Below are 24,904 nucleotides of genomic sequence, written 5' to 3' on the forward strand. Positions count from 1 at the left end.
CGCAGAATGAAAAAGCCCCGCATCGGCGGGGCTTTTCGTGGGCATTCAGCGTTACAGGTAGAACGCCTTCAGCGGCGGGAAGCCGTTGAATTCCACCGCGCTGTAGCTGGTGGTGTAGGCGCCGGTGGACAGCCAGTACAGGCGGTCGCCAGCGGCCAGGTTCAGCGGCAGGCCGTACTTGTAGTGCTCGTACATGATGTCCGCGCTGTCGCAGGTCGGGCCTGCAATCACCACTTCTTCCAGCTCGCCTTTCTTCTCCACGTGGATCGGGAACTTGATGGACTCGTCCATGGTTTCGATCAGGCCGGAGAACTTGCCCACGTCGGTGAACACCCAGCGCTCCACCGCGGTACGCGACTTGCGCGCCACCAGCACGACTTCACTGACCAGGATGCCGGCGTTGGCGATCAGCGAGCGGCCCGGCTCCAGGATGATTTCCGGCAGCTCGTCGCCGAAGTCTTCCTTGAGGAAGCGGATGATCTCTTCGGCGTAGGTTTCCAGGCTGTTGGTCTTGGCAATGTAGTTGGCCGGGAAGCCACCGCCCATGTTGATCAGCTTCAGCTCGATACCGTCTTCTTCCTTCAGGCGCTCGAAGATGACCTTGACCTTGGCGATGGCCGCGTCCCACACGCCGATGTCACGCTGCTGCGAACCGACGTGGAAGGACACGCCGTAGGGCACCAGGCCCAGGTCACGGGCCAGCACCAGCAGGTCCATGGCCATGTCGGACTGGCAGCCGAACTTGCGCGACAGCGGCCAGTCGGCCGAGGTGGAGCCTTCGGTGAGAATGCGCACGTAGACCTTGGAGCCCGGTGCAGCCTTGGCGATGTTGCGCAGGTCGGCTTCGGAGTCGGTGGCGAACAGGCGCACGCCCTTCTCGTAGAAGTAGCGAATGTCGCGGGCTTTCTTGATGGTGTTGCCGTAGCTGATCTGCTCGGCGCGCACACCGGTCTTCATCACCTTGTCCAGCTCATAGATGGAGGCGATGTCGAAGTTCGAGCCCTTGTCGCGCAGCAACTCGGTGATCTCGGTGGCGGGGTTGGCCTTCACCGCGTAGTAGATCTTGGCGAACGGGAAGCAGCCGGTCAGCTGGTCGTAGGCATCGGCGATGGTCTGCTTGTCGATGACGACGAAGGGGGTTTCCTGCTTGTCGGCGAATGCCTTCATGCGCTGGAAGGTTTCGGGGGCGAAGTAATCCTCGACCTTGATGGACATGGTTGGGACTCCAAATGGCAGAACAGGTTATTCGTAGGGGTGAAGCTGAACGTCGAATCCGTTTCCCCACTTTGGTTCGCCTACTTCCCAAGGCATGTCGCCGAGCATTACCGATACCGGGGCAAGGCACCGGCTATCTCTCGTCGTCAGTACTTGAGCCGGATGGATCGTTTCCAGCATGGACGTTCGGGCGCGAACTTTAGGACCTGAAGTTCGTGAGTTCAACCCTGAATTGCCGCTTTTTTACATCCCTTTGTCGCACTGCCGGTTGACTGTTTTGGATACTCAACAAAATGCACGGAATACCGCACAGAACGGGGCTTTCGACGGGTTTCAGCATCATCGGCCTACTGAGTTAACGACCGGTGACAGAGGGGGGAGTTCAGCTGTTCGGGATGGGTGGTGCGGGTGGGGATATCGTGGAGGGTGAACGGGGAAAATCGGAGCTGGGCACTCCCTCTCCCTAACCCTCTCCCTGAAGGGAGAGGGCGGGGGAGAGGGAACCATCCGCAGCGGGGGTACGGGTAACACCCTACGAAGCCTGGGCAACCTCAGCCGGCGACACGATATTGGTCTTGCGCCCACGCGAGCGGCCGGAGCTCAGGTAGTCCGCGATGGACTCCTGCGTCACCTCGCCGAGGAACTGCCCGTCCGCATCGAGCACCGGCAGCCACGAGCTGTTGAACTCGTACATGCGCGACAAGAGGATGCGCAGGTGTTCATCGTGGCTGGCGGTCACGCGGAATTCGTTGAGGAAGTCGCTGCACACACCGTCCTTGCGGCGCATGTCCTTTCGGCGCACGTAGCCCAGGCCCTTGCCGTTGGCGTCCACCACGACGAGGTAGCGGCGGTCGTCCTCCTCCATTTTCTCCAGCGCTTCAGCCACCGTGGTCTGCGGGTGGGCGGTGACGATACTGCTGTCGGCGGCATCCTCGGCGCGCACCAGCAGCAGGCGCTTGAGCGTGCTGTCCTGGCCGGTGAAGGCGCTGACGAATTCGTCAGCCGGGTGCGCCAGCAGCGTATCCGGGTGGTCGAACTGGAGCAGGCGGCCGCTCTTGAACACCGCCACCTTGTCGCCCAGCTTGATCGCCTCGTCGATGTCGTGGCTGACCATGATCACGGTCATGCCCAGCTTGCGCTGCAGCTCGAAGAACTCGTTCTGGATCGACTCGCGGTTGATCGGGTCCACCGCGCCGAAGGGCTCGTCCATCAGCAGCAGCGGCGCATCCGCCGCCAGCGCGCGGATCACCCCGATGCGCTGCTGCTGCCCGCCGGACAGCTCGCGCGGATAGCGCGACAGGTACTGCTTGGGTTCGAGCTTGACCATGGCCATCAGCTCGCGCGCCTTGTCCTTGCACTTCTGTTTGTCCCAGCCCAGCAGGCGCGGCACGACCATGATGTTTTCCTCGATGGTCATGTTGGGGAACAGGCCGATCTGCTGGATCACGTAGCCGATGCGCCGGCGCAGGGTCACCTCGTCCAGTTCGGCGGTGTCCTGGCCGTCGATCAGCACGCGCCCGGAGGTGGGCTGGATGATGCGGTTGATCATCTTCAGCGTGGTGGTCTTGCCGCAGCCGGAGGGGCCGAGGAACACGCAGATCTCGCCCTTGTCCACGGTCAGGCTGACCTTGTCCACGGCGCGGAATTCCTTGCCGTCCTTGAGGGTGAAGGTCTTGGTCAGTTGGTCGAGTTCGATCATGTTCAGTCTCCTGTCTGCGGGCGCAGGCCCTTCGGGGTAAGCGCACGCTGCAACCACTGCAGCAGCAGGTCGGCAGCGATGGCGAGCAGGCTCACCAGGACCGCGCCGACCACCAGCATGGGCATGTTGGATTGGCTGATGGAATTGAGGATGAGCACACCCAGGCCGCCGGCGCCGATCACCGCGGCGATGGTCATCACGCCGATGTTCATCACCACGGCAGTCCGCACGCCGGCGAGGATCACCGGCACGGCGATGGGGATGTCGACCATCCGCAGGCGCTGCCAGAAGGTCATGCCGATGCCCTTGCCGGCTTCGCGGATGCCGGGCTCGACGTTGGTCAGCGCCAGGTAGGTGTTGCGCAGGATCGGCAGCAGCGAATAGAGGAACACCGCGGTGATCGCCGGCAGCGGTCCGAGGCCCTGGCCGATCTTCGAGTAGAGCGGCAGCATCAGGCCGAACAGCGCGATGGAGGGGATGGTCAGCACCACGGTGGCGGCGCCCTGCAGCGGCCCGGCGAGCCACTTGAAGCGCGTCATCAGCACCCCCAGCGGCACACCGACGACGATGGCCAGGCCCACGGCGATGGACACCAGCATCAGGTGCTGCAGCGTCAGCTGGCCGACCTGCACCCAGTCGAGGCGGGAAATCACGGTCATGAAGTCCATGTCAGTTCTCCTCCCCGGCAGCCTGCTTCCGGGTGGTCTGCGCGTTGTCGCCGATCAGTTGGTGCTCGCGCAGGAACTGCTGCGCCACGCGCTGCACTGGCTCCTGCTGGATATCGACCTGGGCGTTGAGCGCCTGCATGGTCTTGTCGTCGAGCAACTTGGCGATGGGATCGAACAGCGTCTTCAGCTCGGGATGCTTCTGCAGCAAATCGGCACGCATCACCGGCGCGGCGTTGTAGAACGGGAAGAACTGCTTGTCGTCTTCCAGCACGCGCAGCTTGAAGTCCTTCAGGCGGCCATCGGTGGTGTAGACGAGACCGACGAACACCTGGCGGTTCTTCAGCGCGGTGTACACCAGGCCCGCGTCCATCTGCCGCACGTCGTCGCGGGTAAAGTGGAAGCCGTACAACTCGCTCATCGGCGCGAGGCCATCCGGGCGGCCGGCGAATTCCGGGTCCATGGCGAACAGGTGGGTCTGCTTGCCGCCCTGCTCCTTCATCACCCGGGCCAGATCGCTGAGGGTACGCACCCCGAGCTGTTCGGCCTGCTCCTCGGGCATCGCCAGGGCATAGGTGTTGTTGAACGGCGCGGGCGTCGGCCAGACCAGCCCCTTCTTGCCGTCCAGCTCGCGGACCTTGGCCAGCGATTGCTCGGCGTCCAGCTTGTCCTTGACCTTGTTGTAGACGATCAGCGACGAGCCGGTGTACTCCCAGACCAGGTCCAGCTGACCGCTCTGCTGCGCGCTGCGCGCCAGGGTACTGCCCAGGCCGTTGGTGACCTTCACTTCGTAGCCCTTGCTTTGCAGGTACTGCGCGGTGATGGCGGTGAGCAGGCGCTGCTCGGTGAACGGCTTGCCGCCGATGCGGATCACATCGGCCGCCTGCGCAAGACTGGTTGTGGCGGCGAGCACAAGGCCCAACGCGCCAAGCAGACGTCGTGTCATGCGGGCTCCTTTCAAACAACTCCCGTTCATTTCGCCAGCCCCCGTTCCAGGAAACCGCGGCTGAACAGCACCACCAGGCCATCGAGCACCAACGCCAGCAGCGCGGTGCACACGGCGCCGAGCAGCAGCTTGGACTGGTCGTCCAGGGCGATGCCGGGGAAGATCAGGCTGCCCAGGCTGTTGGCGCCGATCAGGAAGGCCAGCGGCGCGGAACCGACGTTAAGCGCCAGCGCAATACGCACACCGCCCATGATCAGCGGCACCGCATTGGGCAGTTCGACGCGCAGCAGCACCTGCCGCGGCGTCATGCCAATGCCGGTGGCCGCTTCCTTGAGCGACGCCGGCACGGCGCGCAGGCCCTCGTAGGTATTGCGCACGATGGGCAGCAGCGAAGCGAGGAACAGCGCGAGGATCGCCGGGCCATTGCCGATCCCGACGATCGCCAGGGCGATGGCCAGCACAGCCAATGGCGGGATGGTGTTGCCGACGTTGAATATCTGCATCAGGCGCTCGGCCTGTCCTTGCAGGGCGGGCCGGCTGAGCAGCATGCCGGCGGGGATGCCGACCACGATGGCGGCGAACATGGACGCGAACACCAGAATCAGGTGCGCCTGCAGGTAGAACAGCAGGTCTTCGCGGTACTGCCACAGAGTGGCGGGGGTGATCCAGTGGATCAGCAAAGCCAGCACAACGACTGCAAAGCAGACGCCGAACAGGGCCTTGCCCGTGGTGGACTTCACCATGGTTGGGGGACTCCCTTCGGGTGCGCGGCGACTGGCATCGCCGCGCTCACGTGACGCTCGATCCCGTCCTGAGACTTACCTGGGACCTCGATTAAACGCGACGAGAATCAAGTACTTGCGAAAGCGCCTACGGATTGTCGTCGCGAAGGGGTGGACCCCCGTGCGCGCCGTTACGTTCAATAAAATTGCCATCCTTGTGCCATCGCGCGGCCGCTCATTCGGCTTCAGCCCCCATGGTCCGGGGGCTGTGGCGGACAAAAAAACTTTCGAAAAAACTTCCGATCCGGCTGAACCATCGGCCCCCGCCGCTTGCCCAACAGCGGATGCGCCCGGTGAAAACGTACGCGACTTCGCCCAGCGGTTATCATCGGGATCCTTTCGCGTGCCCCCGACCCATGGATAGGTCACTCGGGGCCGGCGTCTTGCCTACCACGGAGATTCATCGCCATGCTTGATCTGGCCGCGGCGTTCATCGCGCTGACCACCCTGCTCACCTACGTCAACTACCGCTTCATCCGCCTGCCGCCGACCATCGGCGTCATGGCCACCGCCCTGGTGTTCTCCTTCATCGCCCAGGGCATGTCGCTGCTCGGCTACCCGGTGCTGGAAGTCGAGATGCAGCAGATCATCAGCCGCATCGACTTCTCCGACGTGCTGATGACCTGGTTCCTGCCCGCGCTGCTGTTCGCCGGCGCGCTGCACGTGAACCTCGCCGACCTGCGCAACTACAAGTGGCCCATCGGCCTGCTGGCCACCTTCGGCGTGCTGATCGCCACCACGGTGATCGGCTATCTGGCCTACTACACCTTCGCCCTCTTCGGCTGGCACGTGGACTTCATCTACTGCCTGCTGTTCGGCGCGCTGATCTCGCCCACCGACCCCATCGCGGTGCTGGGCATCCTCAAGTCCGCCGGCGCGCCCAAGCCGCTGGCCACCACGATCGTCGGCGAGTCGCTGTTCAACGACGGCACCGCCGTGGTGGTCTTCACCATCCTGCTGGGCATCCTCCTGGCCGGCGAAACGCCCACCGCCTCGACGATTGCCTGGCTGTTCGTGCAGGAAGCCATCGGCGGCATCCTGTTCGGCGCGGCGCTGGGCTATGGCGTGTTCCTGATGATGCGCGGCATCGACCAGTACCAGGTGGAAGTCATGCTGACCCTGGCCCTGGTGATCGGCGGCGCTGCGCTGGCGGCGCGGCTGCACGTGTCGGCGCCCATCGCCATGGTGGTGGCCGGCCTGATCATCGGCAACCAGGCGCGCCACTACGCCATGTCCGACGAAACGCGGCGCTACATCGACAAGTTCTGGGAGCTGATCGACGAGATCCTCAACGCCCTGCTGTTCGCCCTGATCGGCCTGGAGCTGCTCCTGCTGCCGTTCAACTGGCTGCACGTGGTGGCGGCGTTCACCCTGGGCGGCGCGGTACTGATCTCGCGCCTGCTCACCGTGGCCCCGGCCATCGTCGTGCTGCGCCAGACCGAGAACGGCCGCCGCCAGGTGCCCGCCGGGACCATCCGCATCCTCGTCTGGGGCGGCCTGCGCGGCGGCGTCTCGGTGGCCCTGGCGCTGTCCCTGCCGCTGGGCGAGCAGCGCGACCTGATCCTCAGCCTGACCTACGTGGTGGTGCTGGTGTCGATCCTGCTCCAGGGCCTGTCCATCGGCCCGCTGGTGCGGCGCATCTACAAGGGCGCCGACAGCGACCACTGACAGCCCCGAGCCTTGCGTCGCCGGGTCTGCCGGCGGCGCCTCGATTCAGGCTATAATCCCGCGTTTTTCGGGCCGCTCGCTGCCCGTCTTCACCGAATCGACCAGGCATCCATCCATGAGCATCCAAGCCGCCGAAGTCGCGAAGCGCCGCACGTTCGCGATCATTTCCCACCCCGACGCCGGTAAGACCACCATTACCGAGAAGCTCCTGCTGATGGGCAAGGCGATTGCCGTCGCCGGTACCGTGAAGTCGCGCAAGTCCGACCGCCACGCCACCTCCGACTGGATGGAGATGGAGAAGCAGCGCGGCATCTCCATCACCACCTCGGTGATGCAGTTCCCCTACCGCGAGCACATGATCAACCTGCTCGACACCCCCGGCCACGAAGACTTCTCCGAAGACACCTACCGCACCCTCACCGCGGTGGACTCGGCGTTGATGGTCCTCGACGGCGGTAAGGGTGTAGAGCCACGCACCATCGCCCTGATGGAAGTCTGCCGGCTGCGCGACACGCCCATCGTCAGCTTCATCAACAAACTCGACCGCGACATCCGCGACCCCATCGAGCTGCTCGACGAGATCGAGGCCGTGCTGAAGATCAAGGCGGCGCCGATCACCTGGCCGATCGGTTGCTACCGCGACTTCAAGGGCGTGTACCACCTCGCCCAGGACAAGATCATCGTCTACGTGCCGGGCCACGGCCACGAGCGTATCGAGACCAAGGTCATCGACAAGCTGGATTCGGACGAGGCCCGCGCGCACCTGGGCGACCTCTACGACAACTTCCTCGAAGAGCTGGAACTGGTCCAGGGCGCCTGCCACGAGTTCGACAAGGACGCCTTCCTCAAGGGCGAAATGACCCCGGTGTTCTTCGGTACCGCGCTGGGCAACTTCGGTGTCGACCAGGTGCTGGACTGCATCGTCGACTGGGCCCCGCAACCGCTGGAGCGTGGCGCGCACGAGCGCACCGTGGCGCCGACCGAGGAGAAGTTCTCCGGCTTCGTGTTCAAGATCCAGGCGAACATGGACCCCAAGCACCGCGACCGCATCGCCTTCATGCGCATCTGCTCGGGCAAGTACGAGAAGGGCATGAAGATGCGCCACGTGCGCCTGGGCAAGGACGTGAAGATCGCCGACGCGCTGACCTTCTTCTCCAGCGAGCGTGAGCAGCTGGAAGAAGCCTTCGCCGGCGACATCATCGGCCTGCACAACCACGGCACCATCCAGATCGGCGACACCTTCACCGAAGGCGAGGCGCTGGGCTTCACCGGCATCCCGCACTTCGCCCCGGAACTGTTCCGCCGCGTGCGCCTGAAGGACCCGCTGAAGTCCAAGCAGCTGCGCCAGGGCCTGCAGGAACTGGCCGAGGAAGGTGCCACCCAGGTGTTCTTCCCCGAGCGCAACAACGACATCATCCTCGGCGCCGTCGGTGTGCTGCAGTTCGACGTCGTCGCCAGCCGCCTGAAGGAGGAATACAAGGTCGAGTGCGCCTACGAGCAGATCAACGTCTGGTCCGCGCGCTGGATCGAGTGCAAGGACGAGAAGAAGCTCAAGGAGTTCAAGGACAAGGCCTTCGAGAACCTGTCCGTGGACGGCGGCGGCCACCTCACCTACCTGGCCCCGACCCGCGTCAACCTGAGCCTGATGGAAGAGCGCTGGCCGGACATCACCTTCCGCGCCACCCGCGAACACCACTGAGTTCGCCGCTCACCAAAACGCCCGCCTTGCGCGGGCGTTTTTGCTTTTGTCGTTTGCTTTTTGTAGGAGCGAGCTTGCTCGCGAACCGGACCCGCAGGTTCGCGAGCAAGCTCGCTCCTACAGTCATGCCCCACCTCCTCTGCAATCTTTGACATCGGACAGCACGGGAGCGGCACGATGGGATTTCATGGCAGGGATCTACGAAACGGGCGTTGCTCGATTGACGGTCAGATATACCTCCTGACGACAGTAACTCACCAGCGCGAACCGCTCTTCCATCAGTGGTCAGCCGCCAGCGCCGTCGCCCGCGAGCTTCATCAACTAACTTCGACGAGCATTCTGGCTTGGGTATTGATGCCAGATCATCTGCATTGCCTGGTGCAACTCAATGGACACTCGCTCAGTGACTTCATGCAGTCGCTCAAATCGCTCACTGCCATTTCGCTCAACAAGGCACTCAAACGCACGGGCAAAGTCTGGCAATCCGGCTACCACGACTACGCCCTGCGACACGATGAAGACCTGAAAGCGGCGGCTCGCTATTTGGTCGCCAACCCTTTGCGCGCAGGACTGGTCAAATCACTTCGTGAATATTCCTTCTGGAACGCTGTCTGGCTGTAACGCATAGCCCTGTAGGAGCGAGCTTGCTCGCGAACCCTAGCCCCGCAGCGGGGTTTGTTCGCGAGCAAGCTCGCTCCTACAAAACAGCAGCTAGGCGCTACGGATCGAGCGCGCCGGAACTCCAGGTGCTGGAAGTCGCGCTGCCGGTCAGCTTGGCGGCGATGGCGCCCTGCGGGATCAACCGGTCGCGATAGCGTGTGGCGAGCAGCCCGCTCTGCGGTGCGCGCAGGATGTGCTCGCTGCTGGCGTCGCCAGGGCGGGCAATGATGCGCGCGAAGCGCTCGCCCGCCTCGATGTACTCGCCCAGTTCGCGTTCGAAAACCAGCACGCCCGCCGCCGGCGCGAACACGGTTTCCATGAAGCCCATCGGTGTGGCGACGCCCTTCCATTCCGGTAACGGACCTGCATCGTCCACCACGCCGCGCGCGCCGAGGAAGCGATAGAGGCCGTCGGCATCCTGCTGCGCCAGGGCATCGCTGACGTCGCCCTGGCCACGCAGTTCAACAGTGGCGACCAGGCGCCCATCGAAGCGCTGTTCGGCCAGCCAGGGCGCAATCACTACTTCTTCGAACGCACCGTCACCATCGCCTTCCCAGATGATTGCCAACTCCGCGCGCAACGCCGCGGCGAGGTCCTGCGCGGCCGGCCAGAAGCACTCGTGGACGTAGACATACTGCAGCGCCTCGTCGTCGGTGTGCAGGTCGAGGACGATGTCCGCCGGCGCGGCCAGCTCGGCCAGGCGCTTCTGCCACAGCGTGAGGTTGTCTAGGGTCCCGCTGGCCGCTGCCGAGGCGATGAAGCCACGGTTGAAGTTGCGCGACGTGGCGTCATGGTTGCGGCCGAGAATCCGCCCCTGGCGGAACTGCCCGATGCCGAAGGGATTGGCCTGCGGCACCAGCGTCACGCTGCCATTGAGCGCGCCGCGTTCGGCGGCCTCGCGCAGGCGCGGCAGCAGTTCGTGGAGCACCAGCATCCCGGCGATTTCATCGGCGTGCACGCCGGCCTGCAGGTGCACCCGCGGCCCCGGCTTGCCGCCGTCGATACGCCACGCCAGAACGCGCAGCTCCGCGCCCGAGTCACCCGGTACGCTGAAGGACACATCCTCGATCATCAAGCCCTCTCCTCTGTCCGAATCGCCCATGGAAATCTTTGCCGGCGCCTCCTAGTATCGACTCCAGTCGCCGGTTTCCGGCACGCCGCAAAAGGACCTCGCACCGTGGACATGCCCCGCCAGAAAGCCCAGCGCGCCACCTCCGAGGAACGTCGCGACCACCTGGTACGTGCCTGCCTCAAGTGCCTGGTTGCCGATGGCCACGCGGGCATCTCGGTGCGCCGCATCGCCAAGGAAGCCGGCGTTGCCGTTGGCCTGGTGAATCACCATTTCGGCAGCATCGACGCGCTGGTTGCCCAGGCCTACGAGACCCTTGCCAGCGAGGTCACCCAGGCGCTCTACCAGCAGGTGGACGCCGTCGGCAGCGATCCCGCCGCACGCATGGAAGCCTTCCTCACCGGCTCCTTCTCACCGCAAGTGCTGGACCCCGACCTGCTCAGCCCCTGGGTGGTGTTCTGGAGCCTGATCCGCCACTCGCCGCCGGTGAACGAGGCGCACGAGCGCGGCTATCAGAGCTACCTTGCCATCCTCGAAACACTCATCAGCGAGCTCGCCCACGCCGAAAGCTTCAGCGTGGCGCGCCCGCGCCTGGCCGCCATCGGCCTCTCCGCCATGCTCGACGGGCTGTGGCTGGAGTGGTGCCTCAACCCGAGCAACTTCAGCGCCGCCGACGGCCTCGAACTCAGCCGCTGCTGGGTAGAGGGCCTCCGTCGCGGCGCCTACGCCTGAGGTTTGGCAACGATCTGCTGCGCGTCGGCTGGATGTCGTTGGGCGAGCCGTGAATATTCAAACCGCCGTTCTTGCGCGACGCTTGCCCAACCATGATCGCTGCGCCGGCTTCTGTGTTTCGCGGCGAACCGGCGTGGTGCGCTCCAGCACGGCGAACAGCGCCTCGATGATGAAGGTCAGGCAGACGTAGATCGCCGCCACCAGCAGCAGCGGCTCATACACCTGGAAGGTCTGCGCGCGCACCACGTTGGCCGCGCCGAGCAGGTCGACCACGGCGATGGTGGACGCCAGCGCGGTGGACTTGAGCAGCATCACGCTCTCCCCCGCCAGCGTCGGCAGCAGCAGGCGGATCGCCCTCGGCAGCCACACACGGTAGAGCACCAGCGTGCGGTTCATGCCGAACGCCGAAGCGGCCTCCAGCTCGCCGCGCGGCACCGCCTTGAGGCCACCGCGAACCACCTCGCCGACGTAGGCGCCGACCGAGAGGATCAGCGCGATCACGATGTACCAGAAGCCGTCGCGCAGGTAGGGCCAGAGGAAGCTGCCGCGGATCAGCGGGAACTGCGCGAACAGGCTGCCCAGGCCGTAGTAGAAGATATAGATCTGCACCAGCAACGGCGTGCCGCGAATCACGCTGGTGTACGCCAGCGCCAGGCGCGAGACCAGGAAGTTGCGCGACATCCGCGCCAGCGCCACGACCAGCGCCAGGGCGAAGCCGAGGATGGCGGAAATCAGCAGGATCACCAGGGTGGTGCCCAGGCCCTTGAGCAGCAGGGCCCCATAGACGAATAGCCAGTGTTCGTTCATCGCCGCGCCTCGTTCAGACCGCCGGAATCCAGCGACGGAAGCGTCGCTCCAGGTAGCCCGCGAACAGGTTGGAAAGCACGGTGAGCACGTAGTACAGCGCCGCCGCGGTGAGGTAGAAGGTCAGGTAGTGGCGGGTCGAGCCGGCGGCCTGCTTGGCCGTGTAGAGCAGCTCGTTGGTGCCCACCACGCTGATCAGCGCACTGTCCTTGATCAGGTTGACCCACAGGTTGGCCATGCCGGCCAGCGCGTTGGGTGCCATCATCGGCAGGGTTACCCGGCGAAACAGGCCGAAGCCGTGCATGCCGTAGGCGCGCGCCGCTTCGATCTGGCCATAGGGAATCGATTGGATCGCGCCACGGAAGATCTCCGAGGCGTAGGCACCCTGCACCAGGCCGAGCACGACGATGGCCACCATCATGCCGTTGAGCTTCACCTGGCCATAGCCGAGCCACTCGAAGAACTGGTTCAGGCCCATGGAGCCGACGTAGAACAGCAGCAGGATCAGCAGCAGTTCCGGTACCGCCCGGCACAGCGTGGTGTAGCCGCGCGCGAGCATCGCCAGCGGGCGCGGACCACCGATCTTGGCGCTGGCCGCGGCCAGGCCGATCAGCAGGCCGACCAGGAAGGCCCCGACGGAAATCTGCAGGGTGACCAGCAACCCCTTGAGCAGGGCCGGGCCCCAGCCGGTAGGACCGAAGCCGATCAGGTCGAAGATGCTTTGCATGGCCGTCTCCAGGATGGGAGGCTCAGGTTCGTGCCCGCGCGCCGGACAAGCGCGCGGGCGCTGAAGCGGATCGCGCCGGGGTCACTGCTTGGGCGCGACGCTCATGCCGAAGTACTTGTCCGACAGCGCCTTGTAGTCGTCGCTGGCGAGCAGTTTGCCGATGGCCTCGTCCATCTTCGCCTTCAGCTCGGTGTCGCCTTTGCGCATGCCGGCGCCAACACCACGGCCGAACAGGGGGTCGTACTTCACTTCGCCCTTGTTGACGATGCCGGCAGCCTGGGCGTCCGGCGACTTGACGAAGGAAGCCACGGCAATGCCATCGGCCATCATCAGGTCGATGCGCCCGGCCACCAGGTCGGCGTTCACCGAGTCCTGGGTGTCGTAGTAGCGCACGTCGGCGATCTTCTCGTAGTACTTCTTCAGGTAGTTGGAGCTGACCGTGGAGATCTGCACGCCGATGGCCTTGCCCTTCAGGCCTTCGGGGCTGATCTGCACGTCCACCGCCTGCGGCGCGGCAACGGCGACCGGGGTGTCGTAATAGGGGCGGCTGAAGGCGATCTGCTTCTCGCGCTCGTCGGTGATCGACAGGGAGTTGAAGATCACGTCGATCTTCTTCGCCAGCAGCGCCGGGATGATGCCGTCCCAGGCTACTTCGTCGATCTCGCAGGTGGCCTTCATCTCGGCGCAGACCTTGTGGATCAGGTCCGGCTCGAAGCCGACCCAGCTACCATCGGGCTGCTTCTGCGAGAAGGGTGGATAGGGTTCGGCGGCCAGGGCGAAGCGGATCGTCTCGGCCTGGGCGCTCGCCGCGCCGGCCATCAGCATCGCCGCACCCACCATCAGATTGCACAGACCTTTCTTGCTCATCGTGATCCCCTGCGTTGTTTTCGTTTGTTATGGGTCACGCTCATCGATGCGCCGGCAGCGCGGCATCGGTCAGCGATTCTGGTGCGCGTTGACGAACTGCCGGCAGCGCTCGCTGCGCGGGCGCGAGAACACTTCCTCGGGCGTTCCCTCCTCCTCGATCAGGCCCTTGTGCAGGAACGCCACATGGCTCGACACGTCGCGGGCGAAAGCCATCTCGTGGGTGACCAGGATCATGGTCCGCCCCTCCTCGGCCAGCGAGCGAATCACCCGCAGCACTTCGCCCACCAGCTCCGGGTCCAGCGCCGAGGTCGGCTCGTCGAACAGCATCACTTTCGGTCGCACGGCCAGCGCGCGGGCGATGGCCACGCGTTGCTGCTGGCCGCCGGAAAGGAAGGCCGGGTATTCGTCGCGTTTCTCCGCCAGGCCGACACGTTCCAGCAACGCCTCGGCGCGCTCGCGGGCCTCGGCCTTGCTCTCGTGGAGGACGAAGGTCGGTGCTTCGATCAGGTTCTCCAGCACGGTGCGGTGCGGCCACAGGTTGAAGCTCTGGAACACCATGCCCAGCTGCGAGCGGATACGGGTGAGCTGCTTCTGGTCGGCTACCATCGGCTCGCCCTGGCGGCTCTGAGCCAGGCGGATGGTTTCGCCATTGACGGTGACCGAGCCCTGGTTGGGAATCTCCAGCATGTTGATGCAGCGCAGCAGGGTGCTCTTGCCCGAGCCGCTGGCACCGATCAGCGAGATCACCTCGCCCTCGCGGGCCGACAGCGAAACGCCCTTGAGCACCTCGAAGTCGCCGAAGCGCTTGTGGATATCGCGGACTTCGATCACCGGCTTAGTGGTGGGCTGCTCTGCTTTCTGTAGGAGCGAGCTTGCTCGCGAACCAGCCACAGCCGCAGAAGCATCAGGAGCGTTCGCGAGCAATGGCTGAGGCGCCCCCCTCGCTCCTACAGTTGATTCGGCACGTGCGGGAAGCGACTCGACGAAGCGAATGATCCGCGCACAGGCCTCCGCCATGCTCTCGTCGCTCAACCCGAAGGACAACCGCACGAAACCTTCCGCCTGCGGGCCGAAGGCTGCCGCGTCGAGCACCGAGACGCCGGTGACATGGAACAGCTGCCAGGAGAAATCCAGCGAGCTGAGGCCGGTGTCGCGTACATCGACCATGACGAACATGCCGGCTTCGGGCGACAGGACCGTCACCCGCGGGCAATCACTCAGCGCCGCCACCACCAGGTCGCGGCGGCGGCGGTAGATCTCGCGCATCGACGCCACCACTTCATCGTGGCGCTCCACCGCAGCGAGCGCGGCCTCCTGCACGAACCCCGGCAGGCCGTAGAACATGTTCAGCGCAAGGTTTTCCAGATGCCCGACCAGCGTCGGGTTGGCGACTATCCAGCCGGCGCGCCAGCCGGTCATGGCATGGGATTTCGACAGGCTGCCGATGCTCAGGGTGCGCTCGGCCATGCCCGGCAGCGCTGCGAAGCTCTGGTGTTCGCGCTCGAAGGTCAGGCCCTCGTAGACCTCGTCCACCACCACCCAGAGATCGTGGGCCTGCGCCAGCTCGGCGATCGCCAGCAACTCCTCGCGAGTCAGCACGACGCCCGTGGGGTTGCTCGGGTTGGCGAGGAAGATCGCCTTGGTGCGCGCCGTGATGGCAGCCGCGATGTCACCGGCCAGAGGGCGGAAACCATTCTCCGGACGGGTAGGAACCCCGACCAGCACGGCACCGGTGGCCTTCAGCGTGGCTTCGTAGGTGACGTAGACCGGATCGAAGGTGATGACCTCGTCGCCTTTTTCCAGCAGGCACATCGCGGCGGCGAACAGGCCGTTCTGCGCTCCGGCGACAACAATGACGTTCTCGGCGGCGACCTTTTGGCCGAATCGTCGCTCATGTAGTGCGGCAATCGACTGGCGAAGTGCCGGGCGGCCAGCTACATCACTGTAGTGGGTGTCGCCGTCGCGCAAGGCGGAAACGGCGGCATCGGTGATGAAGTCCGGGGTTGCGAAATCGGGGTCGCCGACGCTGAGCACTATCACGTCGCGGCCGGCGCGTTGGGCGGCAATGGCGGCGTAGTGAATATCCCAGGCGGCAACGCCGGGTCCGACCATCCTGTCCACAAGCGACGAATAACGCATGCAAGGGCCTCATCCGAATGACGGAATGTCCTGCAGAAGGGTCCGCAGGAGCGTTGGGCCACCATAGCCAAGGATGAACGAGTGTTCAACAGCGTTTTCCGACATCAGACATGTCGTTTTCAGACCGTTCACTCCCCCCCCCTCCAACCTTCGGGTGCTGCTTGTCGCATGTTCGACCGACGAACGGAATCACGACATCCACTTAACGGCTTCTTAACGATCACCCCCGTAGCGTTCTCTCACCCCCTGACAGAGCCGCCATGGCCTTTGGAACACCACATGGAAATGCCCTTCCTCCCCTTCTCCCGTCCCAGCATCGGTGAAGAAGAGATCCAGGCAGTCAACGAAGTCCTGCGTTCGGGCTGGATCACCACCGGGCCGAAGAACCATGAACTGGAACAACGCTTCGCCGACTCCATCGGTTGCCGTCACGCGGTGGCACTGTCGTCGGCCACCGGTGGCATGCACCTGGCGCTGCTGGCCCTGGGCATCGGCCCGGGCGACGAGGTGATCACCCCGTCGCAGACCTGGGTCTCCACCGTCAACATGATCAGCCTGCTGGGCGCCACGCCGGTGTTCGTCGATGTCGACCGTGACAACCTGATGACCGACGCCGCGCGCATCGAAGCCGCAATCACCCCGCGCACCCGCGCCATCATTCCGGTGCACTACGCCGGCGCGGCCTGCGACATGGACTCGATCAACGAGCTCGCCCTGCGCCACGGCATCCCGGTGATCGAGGACGCCGCCCACGCTGCCGGCACCTTCTACCGTGGCCGTCCGGTGGGCCAGCGCGGCACCGCGATCTTCTCCTTCCACGCGATCAAGAACCTCACCTGCGCCGAGGGCGCCATGTTCGTCACCGACGACGAGGCCCTGGCCAACCGCGTGCGCACCCTGAAGTTCCACGGTCTGGGCGTGGATGCCTACGACCGCCTGACCCACGGCCGCAAGCCGCAGGCGCAGGTGGTGGAACCGGGCTTCAAGTACAACCTCACCGATATCAACGCCGCCATCGCCCTGGTGCAGTTGCCCAGGCTCGAAGCGATCAACGCCCGCCGCGCCGAACTCGCCGCCGGCTACGCCAGTCGCCTGGCGCACCTGCCGGTGCAACCCCTGGCGCTGCCGGACTACCCGCAGCACCACGCCTGGCACCTGTACGTCCTGCGCATCGACCAGGAGCGCTGCGGCATCGACCGCGACGCCTTCATGCAGGGCCTGCAGGAGCGCGGTATCGGCAGCGGCATCCATTTCATTGGCAGCCACCTGCACAGCTACTACCGCCAGCACTACCCGGATGTGCACCTGCCCAACACCGAGTGGAATGCCTCGCGAATCGTCTCCATCCCGCTGTTCCCCGACATGACCCAGGCCGACCAGGACCGCGTGGTCGACGCCATCGAAACCCTGCTTCGGTAACGCCACCGTGAAAGCCTATCCGATCAACCGTGTGTCCATCGTCATCCCGGTGTACAACGAAGAGGCCAGCCTCCCCGAGCTGCTGCGCCGCACCACCGCCGCCTGCGAACAACTGGGCCGCGACTACGAGATCGTGCTGATCGACGACGGCAGCCGCGACAGCTCCGCCGACCTCCTGCAGGAAGCCGCCGAAGCGCCCGGCAGCCATGTGGTGGCGGTGATCCTCAACCGCAACTATGGCCAGCACGCGGCAATCATGGCCGGCTTCGAGCAATGCCAGGGCGACCTGGTGATCACCCTCGACGCCGACCTGCAGAACCCGCCGGAGGAAATCCCGCGTCTGGTGGCAGAAGCCGCCAAGGGTTACGACGTGGTCGGCAGCGTGCGCCAGCAACGCCAGGACTCCGCCCTGCGCCGCTGGCCGTCGAAGCTGATCAACCTCGCCGTGCAGCGCTCCACCGGCGTGGCGATGAATGACTACGGCTGCATGCTGCGCGCCTACCGCGCGAGCATCGTCAAGGCGATGCTCGCCTGCCGCGAGCGCAGCACCTTCATCCCGATCCTGGCCAACAGCTTCGCCCGCCATACCAGCGAAATCCTCGTTGCCCACGCCGAGCGCGAGCACGGTGAGTCGAAGTACGACTTCCTGCGCCTAATCAACCTGATGTTCGACCTGGTCACCTGCATGACCACCTCGCCGCTGCGCCTGCTGTCCTTCGTCGGCGGCGGCATGGCAGTGGCCGGCTTCGCCTTCGCCCTGATGCTGCTGGTGCTGCGCCTGCTGTTCGGCGCCGCCTGGGCCGGCCACGGCGTGTTCGTGCTGTTCGCCGTGCTGTTCATGTTTACCGGCGTGCAACTGGTCGGCATGGGCCTGCTCGGCGAGTACCTGGGCCGCATGTACAACGACGTACGCGCCCGCCCCCGCTTCTTCATCGAGCGCATCGTCCGCGCCGACGCACCGCGCCCGCAGCTTTCCTCTTCCTCCCCTTCTTTCGAGTCCATCCAGCCATGACCCAGCAGACCATTGTCTTCGCCTACCACGACTTCGGCTGCGCCGGCATCGAAGCACTGCTCGCCGCCGGTTACCAGATCGACGCCGTCTTCACCCACGCTGACGATCCCAAGGAGAACCGTTTCTACGGATCGGTAGCCCAGCTCTGCGCACGCCTGGGAATCCCGGTGCATGCCCCGGAAGACGTCAACCATCCGCTGTGGGTCGCGCGCATCCGCGAACTGCAGCCGCAATACATCTTCTCCTTCTACTACCGCCACCTGCTCAGCGAAGAGCTGCTGGCCTGCGCCGCCAAGGGCGCCTACAACCTGCATGGTTCGCTGCTGCCGCGCTACCGTGGGCGCGCCCCGGCCAACTGGGTGCTGGTCAACGGCGAAAGCGAGACCGGCGTGACCCTGCACCGCATGGTCAAGCGCGCCGATGCCGGCGGCATCCTCGCCCAGCAGAGCGTCGCCATCGGCCCGGACGACACCGCACTGGTGCTGCACGGCAAGCTGCGCGAAGCCACCCGCGAGCTGCTCGCCACTGCCCTGCCCCGCCTGGCTCGGGGTGAACTGCAGGAAGTCGCCCAGGACGAATCCCGCGCCAGCTACTTCGGTCGCCGCACCCCGGCGGACGGTCAGCTCGACTGGAAGCGCCCTGCCAGCGAACTGCACAACCTGGTCCGCGCCGTGACCCAGCCGTACCCCGGCGCCTTCGCCCCGGTGGGCGATCGCAAGCTGATCGTCTGGAGCTCGCGCGTGGTCGCCGGCAACAACGGCCTGCCGGCCGGCTCGGTCCTGTCGGTCGACCCGCTGCGCATCGCCTGTGGTGCTGACTCGCTGGAAATCCTCTCCGGCCAGCAGGGCGACAGCGGCCTGTTCCTCGCCGGCCCGCAACTGGCCCGCGAAATGGGCCTGGTGGACGGCTCGCGCCTGCACGGCGCCAGCGGCAAACCCAAGCGCAAGACCCGCGTACTGATCCTCGGCGTCAACGGCTTCATCGGCAACCACCTCTCCGAGCGCCTGCTGCGCGACGGCAACTACGAGGTCTACGGCCTGGACATCGGCTCCGACGCCATCGAACGCCTGAAAGGCAACCCGGACTTCCACTTCGTCGAAGGCGACATCAGCATCCACACCGAGTGGATCGAGTACCACATCAAGAAGTGCGACGTGGTCCTGCCGCTGGTAGCCATCGCCACGCCCATCGAATACACCCGCAACCCGCTGCGCGTGTTCGAGCTGGACTTCGAGGAAAACCTCAAGCTGGTCCGCTACTGCGTGAAGTACAACAAGCGCGTGATCTTCCCGTCCACCTCCGAGGTGTACGGCATGTGCAGCGACGCCAACTTCGACGAAGACAAGTCGAACCTGATCGTCGGCCCGATCAACAAGCAGCGCTGGATCTACTCGGTTTCCAAGCAGTTGCTCGACCGCGTTATCTGGGCTTACGGCCAGAAGGGCCTGAAGTTCACCCTCTTCCGTCCGTTCAACTGGATGGGCCCGCGCCTGGACCGCCTGGACTCGGCGCGCATCGGCAGCTCCCGCGCCATCACCCAGCTGATCCTGCACCTGGTGGAAGGCACGCCGATCCGCCTGGTCGACGGCGGCGAGCAGAAGCGCTGCTTCACCGACGTGGACGACGGCATCGAGGCGCTGGCGCGGATCATCGACAACGAAGGCAGCCGCTGCGACGGACAGATCGTCAACATCGGCAACCCGGACAACGAAGCCAGCATCCGCCAACTGGGCGAAGAGCTGCTGCGTCAGTTCGAGGCGCACCCGCTGCGCGACCAGTTCCCGCCCTTCGCCGGCTTCCGCGAAGTGGAAAGCCGCAGCTTCTACGGCGACGGCTACCAGGACGTGTCGCACCGCAAGCCGAGCATCGAGAACGCCCGTCGCCTGCTGAACTGGCAGCCGAGCGTGGAGCTCTCCGCCACCATCGGCAAGACCCTGGACTTCTTCCTCCGCGAAGCCCTGGCCGAACGTGCAGGTGGGGTGCCCCACGCCTTCCCGCTGCAGAAAAGCATCGCCTGATGAGAGCGGGACTGCGCATCGACGTCGATACCTACCGCGGCACCCGTGACGGTGTGCCGCGGCTGCTGGACATGCTCGACGAGGCCGAGGTGAAGGCGACCTTCTTCTTCAGCGTTGGCCCCGACAACATGGGGCGCCACCTGTGGCGCCTGATCCGCCCGCAGTTCCTGTGGAAGATGCTGCGCTCCAACGCCGCCGGCCTGTATGGCTGGGACATCCTGCTGGCCGGCACCGCCTGGCCGGGCAAGCCGATCGGCCGCGACCTGGGCCACCTGATGCGGCGCGCCCAGGACGCCGGCCATGAAGTCGGCCTGCACGCCTGGGACCACCACGGCTGGCAGGCCAACGCCGGCCGCTGGAGCACCGAGCAGCTCGAACAGCAGATCCGCCGTGGCGTCGATACCCTCGCCGACATCCTTGGCAACCCGGTGGAGTGTTCGGCGGTGGCAGGCTGGCGCGCCGACGAACGCACCGTGGAAGCCAAGGAGCGCTTTGGCTTTCGCTACAACAGCGATTGCCGCGGCCGCTCGCTGTTCCGCCCGCGCCTGGCCGATGGCCGCGCCGGCACCCCGCAGATCCCGGTGGACATGCCCACCTTCGACGAGGTCGTCGGCCCACAGGTGGCGCCGTCCGCCTTCAATGACTACATCCTTTCCCGTTTCGACATGGACGCCTTGAACGTGTACACCATTCACGCCGAGGTCGAGGGCATTCTCATGGCCCACGACTTCCGCCGCTTGCTGGCCCAGGCACGGGCCGGCGGCATCCGCTTCGTCCCGCTGGGCCGGCTGCTGCCGGACAACCCCACCACCCTGCCCGTCGCCAGCCTGGTGCGCGGCGAACTGGCTGGCCGCGAAGGCTGGCTGGGGGTGCAGCACGCATGAAGCGCCTGGCCTACCCGACACTGCTTGCCGCCTTCATCCTGTGCATCCTGCTGCCGATGGCTTTCCACGGCCTGTGGATCCCCGACGAGTCGCGCAACGCGCAGATCAGCCAGGCCATGCTGCAGAGCGGCGACTGGGTGTCCCCGCACCTGCTGGGCCTGCGCTACTTCGAGAAACCCACCGGCGGCTACTGGCTGATCGCAGCCAGCCAGGCCATGTTCGGGCAGAACCTGTTCGGCGTGCGCTTTGCCTCCGCGCTGGTCACCGCGCTGAGCACCCTGCTGGTGATCCTGGTCGCCCGCCGTCTTTGGAACGACCCGCGCCGCACCTGGGCCGCCGGTCTGCTGTACCTGAGCTTCGGATTGATCGCGGGGCAGGCCGGCTATGCCAACCTCGACCCGCAGTTCACCTTGTGCGTGAACCTCAGCCTCGGAGCCCTGTGGTTCGCTTTCGATGCCAGCACCACGCGCGGGCGCCTTGTCGCCTGGAGTCTGCTGGGCGCCGCCTGTGCATTCGGCTTCATGACCAAGGGCTTCCTCGCCTTCCTGTTGCCGGTGATCGTCGGCCTGCCCTACGCCGTGCTGCAGAAGCGCCTGGGCGAACTGCTGCGCTACGGCCCGCTGGCTGTGCTGGTAGCCGCGCTGGTCTGCGCGCCCTGGGTGTTGCTGATCCACGCCCGCGAGCCGGACTTCTGGGACTTCTTCTTCTGGCACGAACACATCCGCCGCTTCGCCGGTAACGACGCCCAGCACGGCCGCCCATTCTGGTTCTTCGTGCCGCTGCTGTTCGCCAGCGCACTGCCCTGGGCGGTGCTGGTCTTCCCTGCGCTGCGTAACGCAATCCAGGGCTGGCGCGACTCGAAGCTGCTGTTCCTGCTGCTGTGGTTCGTCATGCCCTTCCTGTTCTTCAGCCTGGCCAAGGGCAAGCTGCCGACCTACATCATGCCCTGCTTCGCCCCGCTCGCCCTGCTGATGGCCGATGCCCTCGGTCGCGCGCTGCAGCAGCACCGGCAAGTCGCCCTGAAGTTCAACGGCGCGCTCAATCTTGTGCTGGGTAGCAGTGCGCTGGCCGGGCTGCTGTTCATGCAGGCACGGCACCCGCAGTACCACGACGAACTGCCCAGCGTGCTGATGGTTGCCCTGGTGTGCATCGTCTGGCTGCTCGCCGGCCTGCTGCAACTGCTGCGCCCCACTCGCTTCTGGGCGGCGCCGGCCTTCGCGGCCTGGCTGCTGGTGGCCCTGGTGCCCAACGCGATGCCGAACAAGATGGTCAACAGCAAGATGCCCGACCAGTTCATCGCCGAGCACCTGGACCAGCTCAAGGATGCCCACAGCCTGCTGAGCAACGACCTGGGCGCCGCCACCGCACTCGCCTGGCGCACGCAGCGCAGCGACATCACGCTGTTCAACACCGAAGGCGAGCTGAAGTTCGGCCTGGGCTACCCCGAAGGCCAGGGCCGCAGCATCCCGCCCGAGGGCATCCACGCGTGGATCGACCGCGCCCGCGCCGAGGGCTCCATCGGCGTGATCATGCGGGTCAACAGCGCCAGCGACGAAGCGGAACTGGCCATGCTGCCCAGCGACGCCATCAGCTACCGGCAGAACCACCTGGTGGTCCTGCTGATTCCGCAGGCCGCGCCATGACCGCCCTGCTGCTGGCCGGCGTCTGCCTGCTCACCTGCCTGGGCCAACTGGCGCAGAAATTCGCCGTGGAAAGCTGGCGCGATGGGCCCTCGAGCCTGACAGCGAAGCTCTTCTCGCCCTGGCTGATCCTGGCCGTCGCCTGCCTGGGCGCCGGCCTGCTGCTCTGGCTGCTGGTCCTGCAACGCCTGGAAGTCGGCGTCGCGTACCCGATGCTGAGCCTGAACTTCGTGCTGGTGACGCTGCTGGCGAGCCGCCTATTCGGCGAGCGCATCGACGGCCGCCACTGGTTCGGTGTGGCCCTGATCGTCGGCGGCGTCGCCCTGCTGGGGATGCACTCGTGAAGCGCGGCATCGCTTTCGCCCTGGGCAGCGTGCTGCTGGTGAGCAGTGCACAGCTGGGCATGCGCTGGAGCATGTCGCGGCTGCCCTCGCACTGGCCATTCGACCTGGCGCAACTCGACATCGCCGCACTTCTGGTGCTGGCCGGGGCGGTGCTCGCCTACGCGCTGTCGATGCTCTGCTGGCTGCTTGCCCTGAAACACCTGCCGCTGAGCCGCGCTTACTCGCTGCTGAGCCTGAGCTACGCCTTCGTCTACCTCGGCGCTGCCGTGCTGCCGGGCCTCGGCGAGCCGATGAGCCTGCCGCGCACCCTGGGCGTAGCCCTGGTAATTGCCGGCGTGATCGCGATCAACGCGCCACGCCGACCTGACAGAACAACCGTCATCAAACCCAGCGACGCTCGCTCCGAGCACGCGCAGTTCGACTGACCTCAATCCCGCTTCAAGTCCCTTTTCGGGAGAGCAGACCATGAAAATCAGCGTATTCGGAATCGGTTATGTAGGCCTGGTGCAGGCCGCGGTCATGGCCGAAGTAGGCCACGACGTCCTGTGCATGGACATCGACGAGGACAAGATCGCCAAGCTCAAGCGCGGCCAGATCAGCATCTTCGAACCGGGCCTGGCCGAGCTGGTGAGGGACAACCTGGAAGCCGGACGCCTGCGCTTCACCAGCGACGTCGCCGAGACAGCCGCCCATGGCCGCGTGCAGTTCATCGCCGTTGGCACCCCGCCGCTGCCCGATGGCTCGGCCGACCTGCGTGCCGTGCTGGCCGTGGCCGAAGGCATCGCCCGTCACCGCACCCAGCCAGTGATCATCGTCGAGAAATCCACCGTGCCGGTGGGCACCGGTGATCGCGTGAAGGCCAAGGTACTCGCGGTGCTCGCCGAAGAAGGCCGCAGCCTGGACTTCGAGATCGTCTCCAACCCCGAGTTCCTCAAGGAAGGCTCGGCGCTGGCCGACTGCCGCAAACCCGACCGCATCGTCATCGGCAGCGAAAGCCCCGAGGTGCTGGATGTGATGCGCGAGATCTACGAGCCGTTCAACCGCAACCACGACCGCATCCTGACCATGAACCTGCGCAGCGCGGAACTGACCAAGTACGCCGCCAACTGCATGCTCGCCACCAAGATCAGCTTCATCAACCAGATCGCTGAGCTGGCCGAGCACCTGGGCGCCGACATCGAAGCCGTGCGCCAGGGCATGGGCGCCGACCCGCGCATCGGCTACCACTTCATCTATCCCGGCTGCGGCTATGGCGGCTCGTGCTTCCCCAAGGACGTCCAGGCGCTGATCCAGAGTGCCGAGGAAGCCCACTGTTCCAGCGACCTGCTGCGCGCCGTGGAAGCGGTCAACCAGCGGCAGAAGAGCAAGCTGTTCGAACGCATCCACAGCTACTACGGCGGCAAGCTCAAGGGCCGCACCTTCGCGCTCTGGGGCCTGTCGTTCAAGCCCAACACCGACGACATGCGCGACGCCCCCAGCCGCACCCTGATGGAAGCCCTGTGGGCCGCCGGCGCCAAGGTCCGCGCCTTCGACCCCGAGGCCATGCCCGAGGCGCAGCGCCTGTACGGCCACGATGAACGCCTGACCCTGATGGGCACCCCGGAAGCCACCCTCGGCGGCGCCGATGCCCTGGTGATCTGCACCGAGTGGCGGCAGTTCAAGGCGCCGGACTTCGAACTGGTGGCCAGCCGCCTGAAATCCCCGCTGATCTTCGACGGCCGCAACCTGTTCGACCCCGAGCGCTTGGCGCGCTACGGCTTCGAATACTTCCCCATGGGCCGCGGCGACTCGCACCGCCTGCCGGTTCCGGCGCAGGTCGTCGAACAACGCACGCGGCGCACGGCCTGAAGAGCATTCGCGAGCAAGCTCGTTCCTACACGAGGGACATGGCTCTTCGTAGGAGCGAGCTTGCTCG

Annotated in this window: 22 protein-coding genes; 12 read left to right on the plus strand and 10 right to left on the minus strand. The window is 65.5% G+C overall.

The window, feature by feature from the left end; translation table 11 throughout:
* Positions 1 to 51 precede the first annotated feature (51 nt).
* The 5 genes from A6723_RS25530 to A6723_RS25550 form a co-directional block, all read right to left on the minus strand.
* Positions 52 to 1,215 carry a type III PLP-dependent enzyme gene (locus A6723_RS25530; protein ID WP_054906660.1) on the minus strand — a complete coding sequence of 388 codons (1,164 nt, stop codon included), beginning with the start codon at positions 1,213 to 1,215 and terminating at the stop codon, positions 52 to 54.
* A 532-nt stretch (positions 1,216 to 1,747) separates the two neighbouring features.
* Complete coding sequence (locus A6723_RS25535) at positions 1,748 to 2,914, minus strand: betaine/proline/choline family ABC transporter ATP-binding protein (protein WP_054906661.1); 1,167 nt, start codon at positions 2,912 to 2,914, stop codon at positions 1,748 to 1,750.
* A 2-nt stretch (positions 2,915 to 2,916) separates the two neighbouring features.
* Positions 2,917 to 3,582, minus strand: a complete 666-nt coding sequence (locus tag A6723_RS25540; RefSeq protein WP_024765896.1) for an ABC transporter permease — start codon at positions 3,580 to 3,582, stop codon at positions 2,917 to 2,919.
* 1 nt (position 3,583) lies between these two features.
* On the minus strand, positions 3,584 to 4,525 hold the full coding sequence (locus A6723_RS25545) for a glycine betaine ABC transporter substrate-binding protein (RefSeq protein WP_054906662.1): 942 nt from the start codon (positions 4,523 to 4,525) through the stop codon (positions 3,584 to 3,586).
* A 26-nt stretch (positions 4,526 to 4,551) separates the two neighbouring features.
* A complete protein-coding gene (locus tag A6723_RS25550) occupies positions 4,552 to 5,268 on the minus strand; it encodes an ABC transporter permease (protein WP_038803232.1) in 717 nt (238 codons plus the stop codon).
* Positions 5,269 to 5,715: 447 nt separating this feature from the next.
* On the opposite strand from A6723_RS25550, the gene A6723_RS25555 reads away from it, so the two are divergent.
* The 3 genes from A6723_RS25555 to A6723_RS25565 all read left to right on the plus strand — a co-directional run bounded on the left by A6723_RS25555 (position 5,716) and on the right by A6723_RS25565 (position 9,295).
* Positions 5,716 to 6,975 (plus strand): sodium:proton antiporter, encoded by a 1,260-nt coding sequence (locus tag A6723_RS25555; RefSeq protein ID WP_054906663.1) that lies wholly within the window; start codon positions 5,716 to 5,718, stop codon positions 6,973 to 6,975.
* Positions 6,976 to 7,090: 115 nt separating this feature from the next.
* Positions 7,091 to 8,674 (plus strand): peptide chain release factor 3, encoded by a 1,584-nt coding sequence (locus tag A6723_RS25560; protein WP_054906664.1) that lies wholly within the window; start codon positions 7,091 to 7,093, stop codon positions 8,672 to 8,674.
* Positions 8,675 to 8,851: 177 nt separating this feature from the next.
* Complete coding sequence (locus tag A6723_RS25565; RefSeq protein ID WP_054906665.1) at positions 8,852 to 9,295, plus strand: transposase; 444 nt, start codon at positions 8,852 to 8,854, stop codon at positions 9,293 to 9,295.
* A 97-nt stretch (positions 9,296 to 9,392) separates the two neighbouring features.
* Here the strand turns inward: A6723_RS25565 and A6723_RS25570 are convergent, their stop codons facing one another.
* A complete protein-coding gene (locus tag A6723_RS25570; protein ID WP_054906666.1) occupies positions 9,393 to 10,406 on the minus strand; it encodes a succinylglutamate desuccinylase/aspartoacylase family protein in 1,014 nt (337 codons plus the stop codon).
* A gap of 105 nt (positions 10,407 to 10,511) precedes the next feature.
* On the opposite strand from A6723_RS25570, the gene A6723_RS25575 reads away from it, so the two are divergent.
* Positions 10,512 to 11,135 carry a TetR/AcrR family transcriptional regulator gene (locus tag A6723_RS25575; protein WP_054906667.1) on the plus strand — a complete coding sequence of 208 codons (624 nt, stop codon included), beginning with the start codon at positions 10,512 to 10,514 and terminating at the stop codon, positions 11,133 to 11,135.
* 57 nt (positions 11,136 to 11,192) lie between these two features.
* Here the strand turns inward: A6723_RS25575 and A6723_RS25580 are convergent, their stop codons facing one another.
* The 4 genes from A6723_RS25580 to A6723_RS32570 form a co-directional block, all read right to left on the minus strand.
* Positions 11,193 to 11,942: an ABC transporter permease gene (locus tag A6723_RS25580; RefSeq protein ID WP_054906668.1), complete on the minus strand. Its 750-nt coding sequence runs from the start codon at positions 11,940 to 11,942 to the stop codon at positions 11,193 to 11,195.
* Positions 11,943 to 11,955: 13 nt separating this feature from the next.
* A complete protein-coding gene (locus A6723_RS25585) occupies positions 11,956 to 12,666 on the minus strand; it encodes an ABC transporter permease (protein WP_015475765.1) in 711 nt (236 codons plus the stop codon).
* Between the two features lie 81 nt (positions 12,667 to 12,747).
* Positions 12,748 to 13,533, minus strand: coding sequence for a transporter substrate-binding domain-containing protein (locus A6723_RS25590; protein ID WP_054906669.1), 786 nt, complete (start codon positions 13,531 to 13,533; stop codon positions 12,748 to 12,750).
* Between the two features lie 69 nt (positions 13,534 to 13,602).
* Positions 13,603 to 15,672 carry an aminotransferase class I/II-fold pyridoxal phosphate-dependent enzyme gene (locus A6723_RS32570; RefSeq protein WP_054906670.1) on the minus strand — a complete coding sequence of 690 codons (2,070 nt, stop codon included), beginning with the start codon at positions 15,670 to 15,672 and terminating at the stop codon, positions 13,603 to 13,605.
* Between the two features lie 279 nt (positions 15,673 to 15,951).
* Between A6723_RS32570 and arnB the strand changes: the two genes are divergently transcribed.
* From arnB to A6723_RS25635, 8 genes are read left to right on the plus strand one after another with little or no spacing between them, the layout of a single operon-like run.
* Positions 15,952 to 17,091, plus strand: a complete 1,140-nt coding sequence (gene arnB, locus A6723_RS25600; protein ID WP_054906671.1) for a UDP-4-amino-4-deoxy-L-arabinose aminotransferase — start codon at positions 15,952 to 15,954, stop codon at positions 17,089 to 17,091.
* A 7-nt stretch (positions 17,092 to 17,098) separates the two neighbouring features.
* Positions 17,099 to 18,103: an undecaprenyl-phosphate 4-deoxy-4-formamido-L-arabinose transferase gene (gene arnC, locus A6723_RS25605; protein ID WP_054906672.1), complete on the plus strand. Its 1,005-nt coding sequence runs from the start codon at positions 17,099 to 17,101 to the stop codon at positions 18,101 to 18,103.
* Positions 18,100 to 20,121 (plus strand): bifunctional UDP-4-amino-4-deoxy-L-arabinose formyltransferase/UDP-glucuronic acid oxidase ArnA, encoded by a 2,022-nt coding sequence (arnA, locus tag A6723_RS25610; protein WP_054906673.1) that lies wholly within the window; start codon positions 18,100 to 18,102, stop codon positions 20,119 to 20,121. Before arnC ends, arnA begins: the two co-directional genes overlap by 4 nt.
* Positions 20,118 to 21,005: a 4-deoxy-4-formamido-L-arabinose-phosphoundecaprenol deformylase gene (gene arnD, locus A6723_RS25615; RefSeq protein WP_371914076.1), complete on the plus strand. Its 888-nt coding sequence runs from the start codon at positions 20,118 to 20,120 to the stop codon at positions 21,003 to 21,005. The genes arnA and arnD overlap by 4 nt, the downstream gene beginning before the upstream one ends.
* Positions 21,002 to 22,648, plus strand: a complete 1,647-nt coding sequence (gene arnT, locus A6723_RS25620) for a lipid IV(A) 4-amino-4-deoxy-L-arabinosyltransferase (RefSeq protein ID WP_054906675.1) — start codon at positions 21,002 to 21,004, stop codon at positions 22,646 to 22,648. The genes arnD and arnT overlap by 4 nt, the downstream gene beginning before the upstream one ends.
* Positions 22,645 to 22,989 (plus strand): 4-amino-4-deoxy-L-arabinose-phosphoundecaprenol flippase subunit ArnE, encoded by a 345-nt coding sequence (gene arnE / locus A6723_RS25625; RefSeq protein WP_054906676.1) that lies wholly within the window; start codon positions 22,645 to 22,647, stop codon positions 22,987 to 22,989. Before arnT ends, arnE begins: the two co-directional genes overlap by 4 nt.
* A complete protein-coding gene (arnF, locus tag A6723_RS25630) occupies positions 22,986 to 23,414 on the plus strand; it encodes a 4-amino-4-deoxy-L-arabinose-phosphoundecaprenol flippase subunit ArnF (RefSeq protein ID WP_054906677.1) in 429 nt (142 codons plus the stop codon). The genes arnE and arnF overlap by 4 nt, the downstream gene beginning before the upstream one ends.
* Before the next feature lie 40 nt (positions 23,415 to 23,454).
* A complete protein-coding gene (locus A6723_RS25635) occupies positions 23,455 to 24,837 on the plus strand; it encodes a UDP-glucose/GDP-mannose dehydrogenase family protein (RefSeq protein WP_054906678.1) in 1,383 nt (460 codons plus the stop codon).
* The last annotated feature ends 67 nt before the right edge of the window (positions 24,838 to 24,904 follow it).

This window comes from Pseudomonas sp. AU11447, assembly GCF_001672555.2.
GTDB classification, from domain to species: domain Bacteria; phylum Pseudomonadota; class Gammaproteobacteria; order Pseudomonadales; family Pseudomonadaceae; genus Pseudomonas; species Pseudomonas nitroreducens.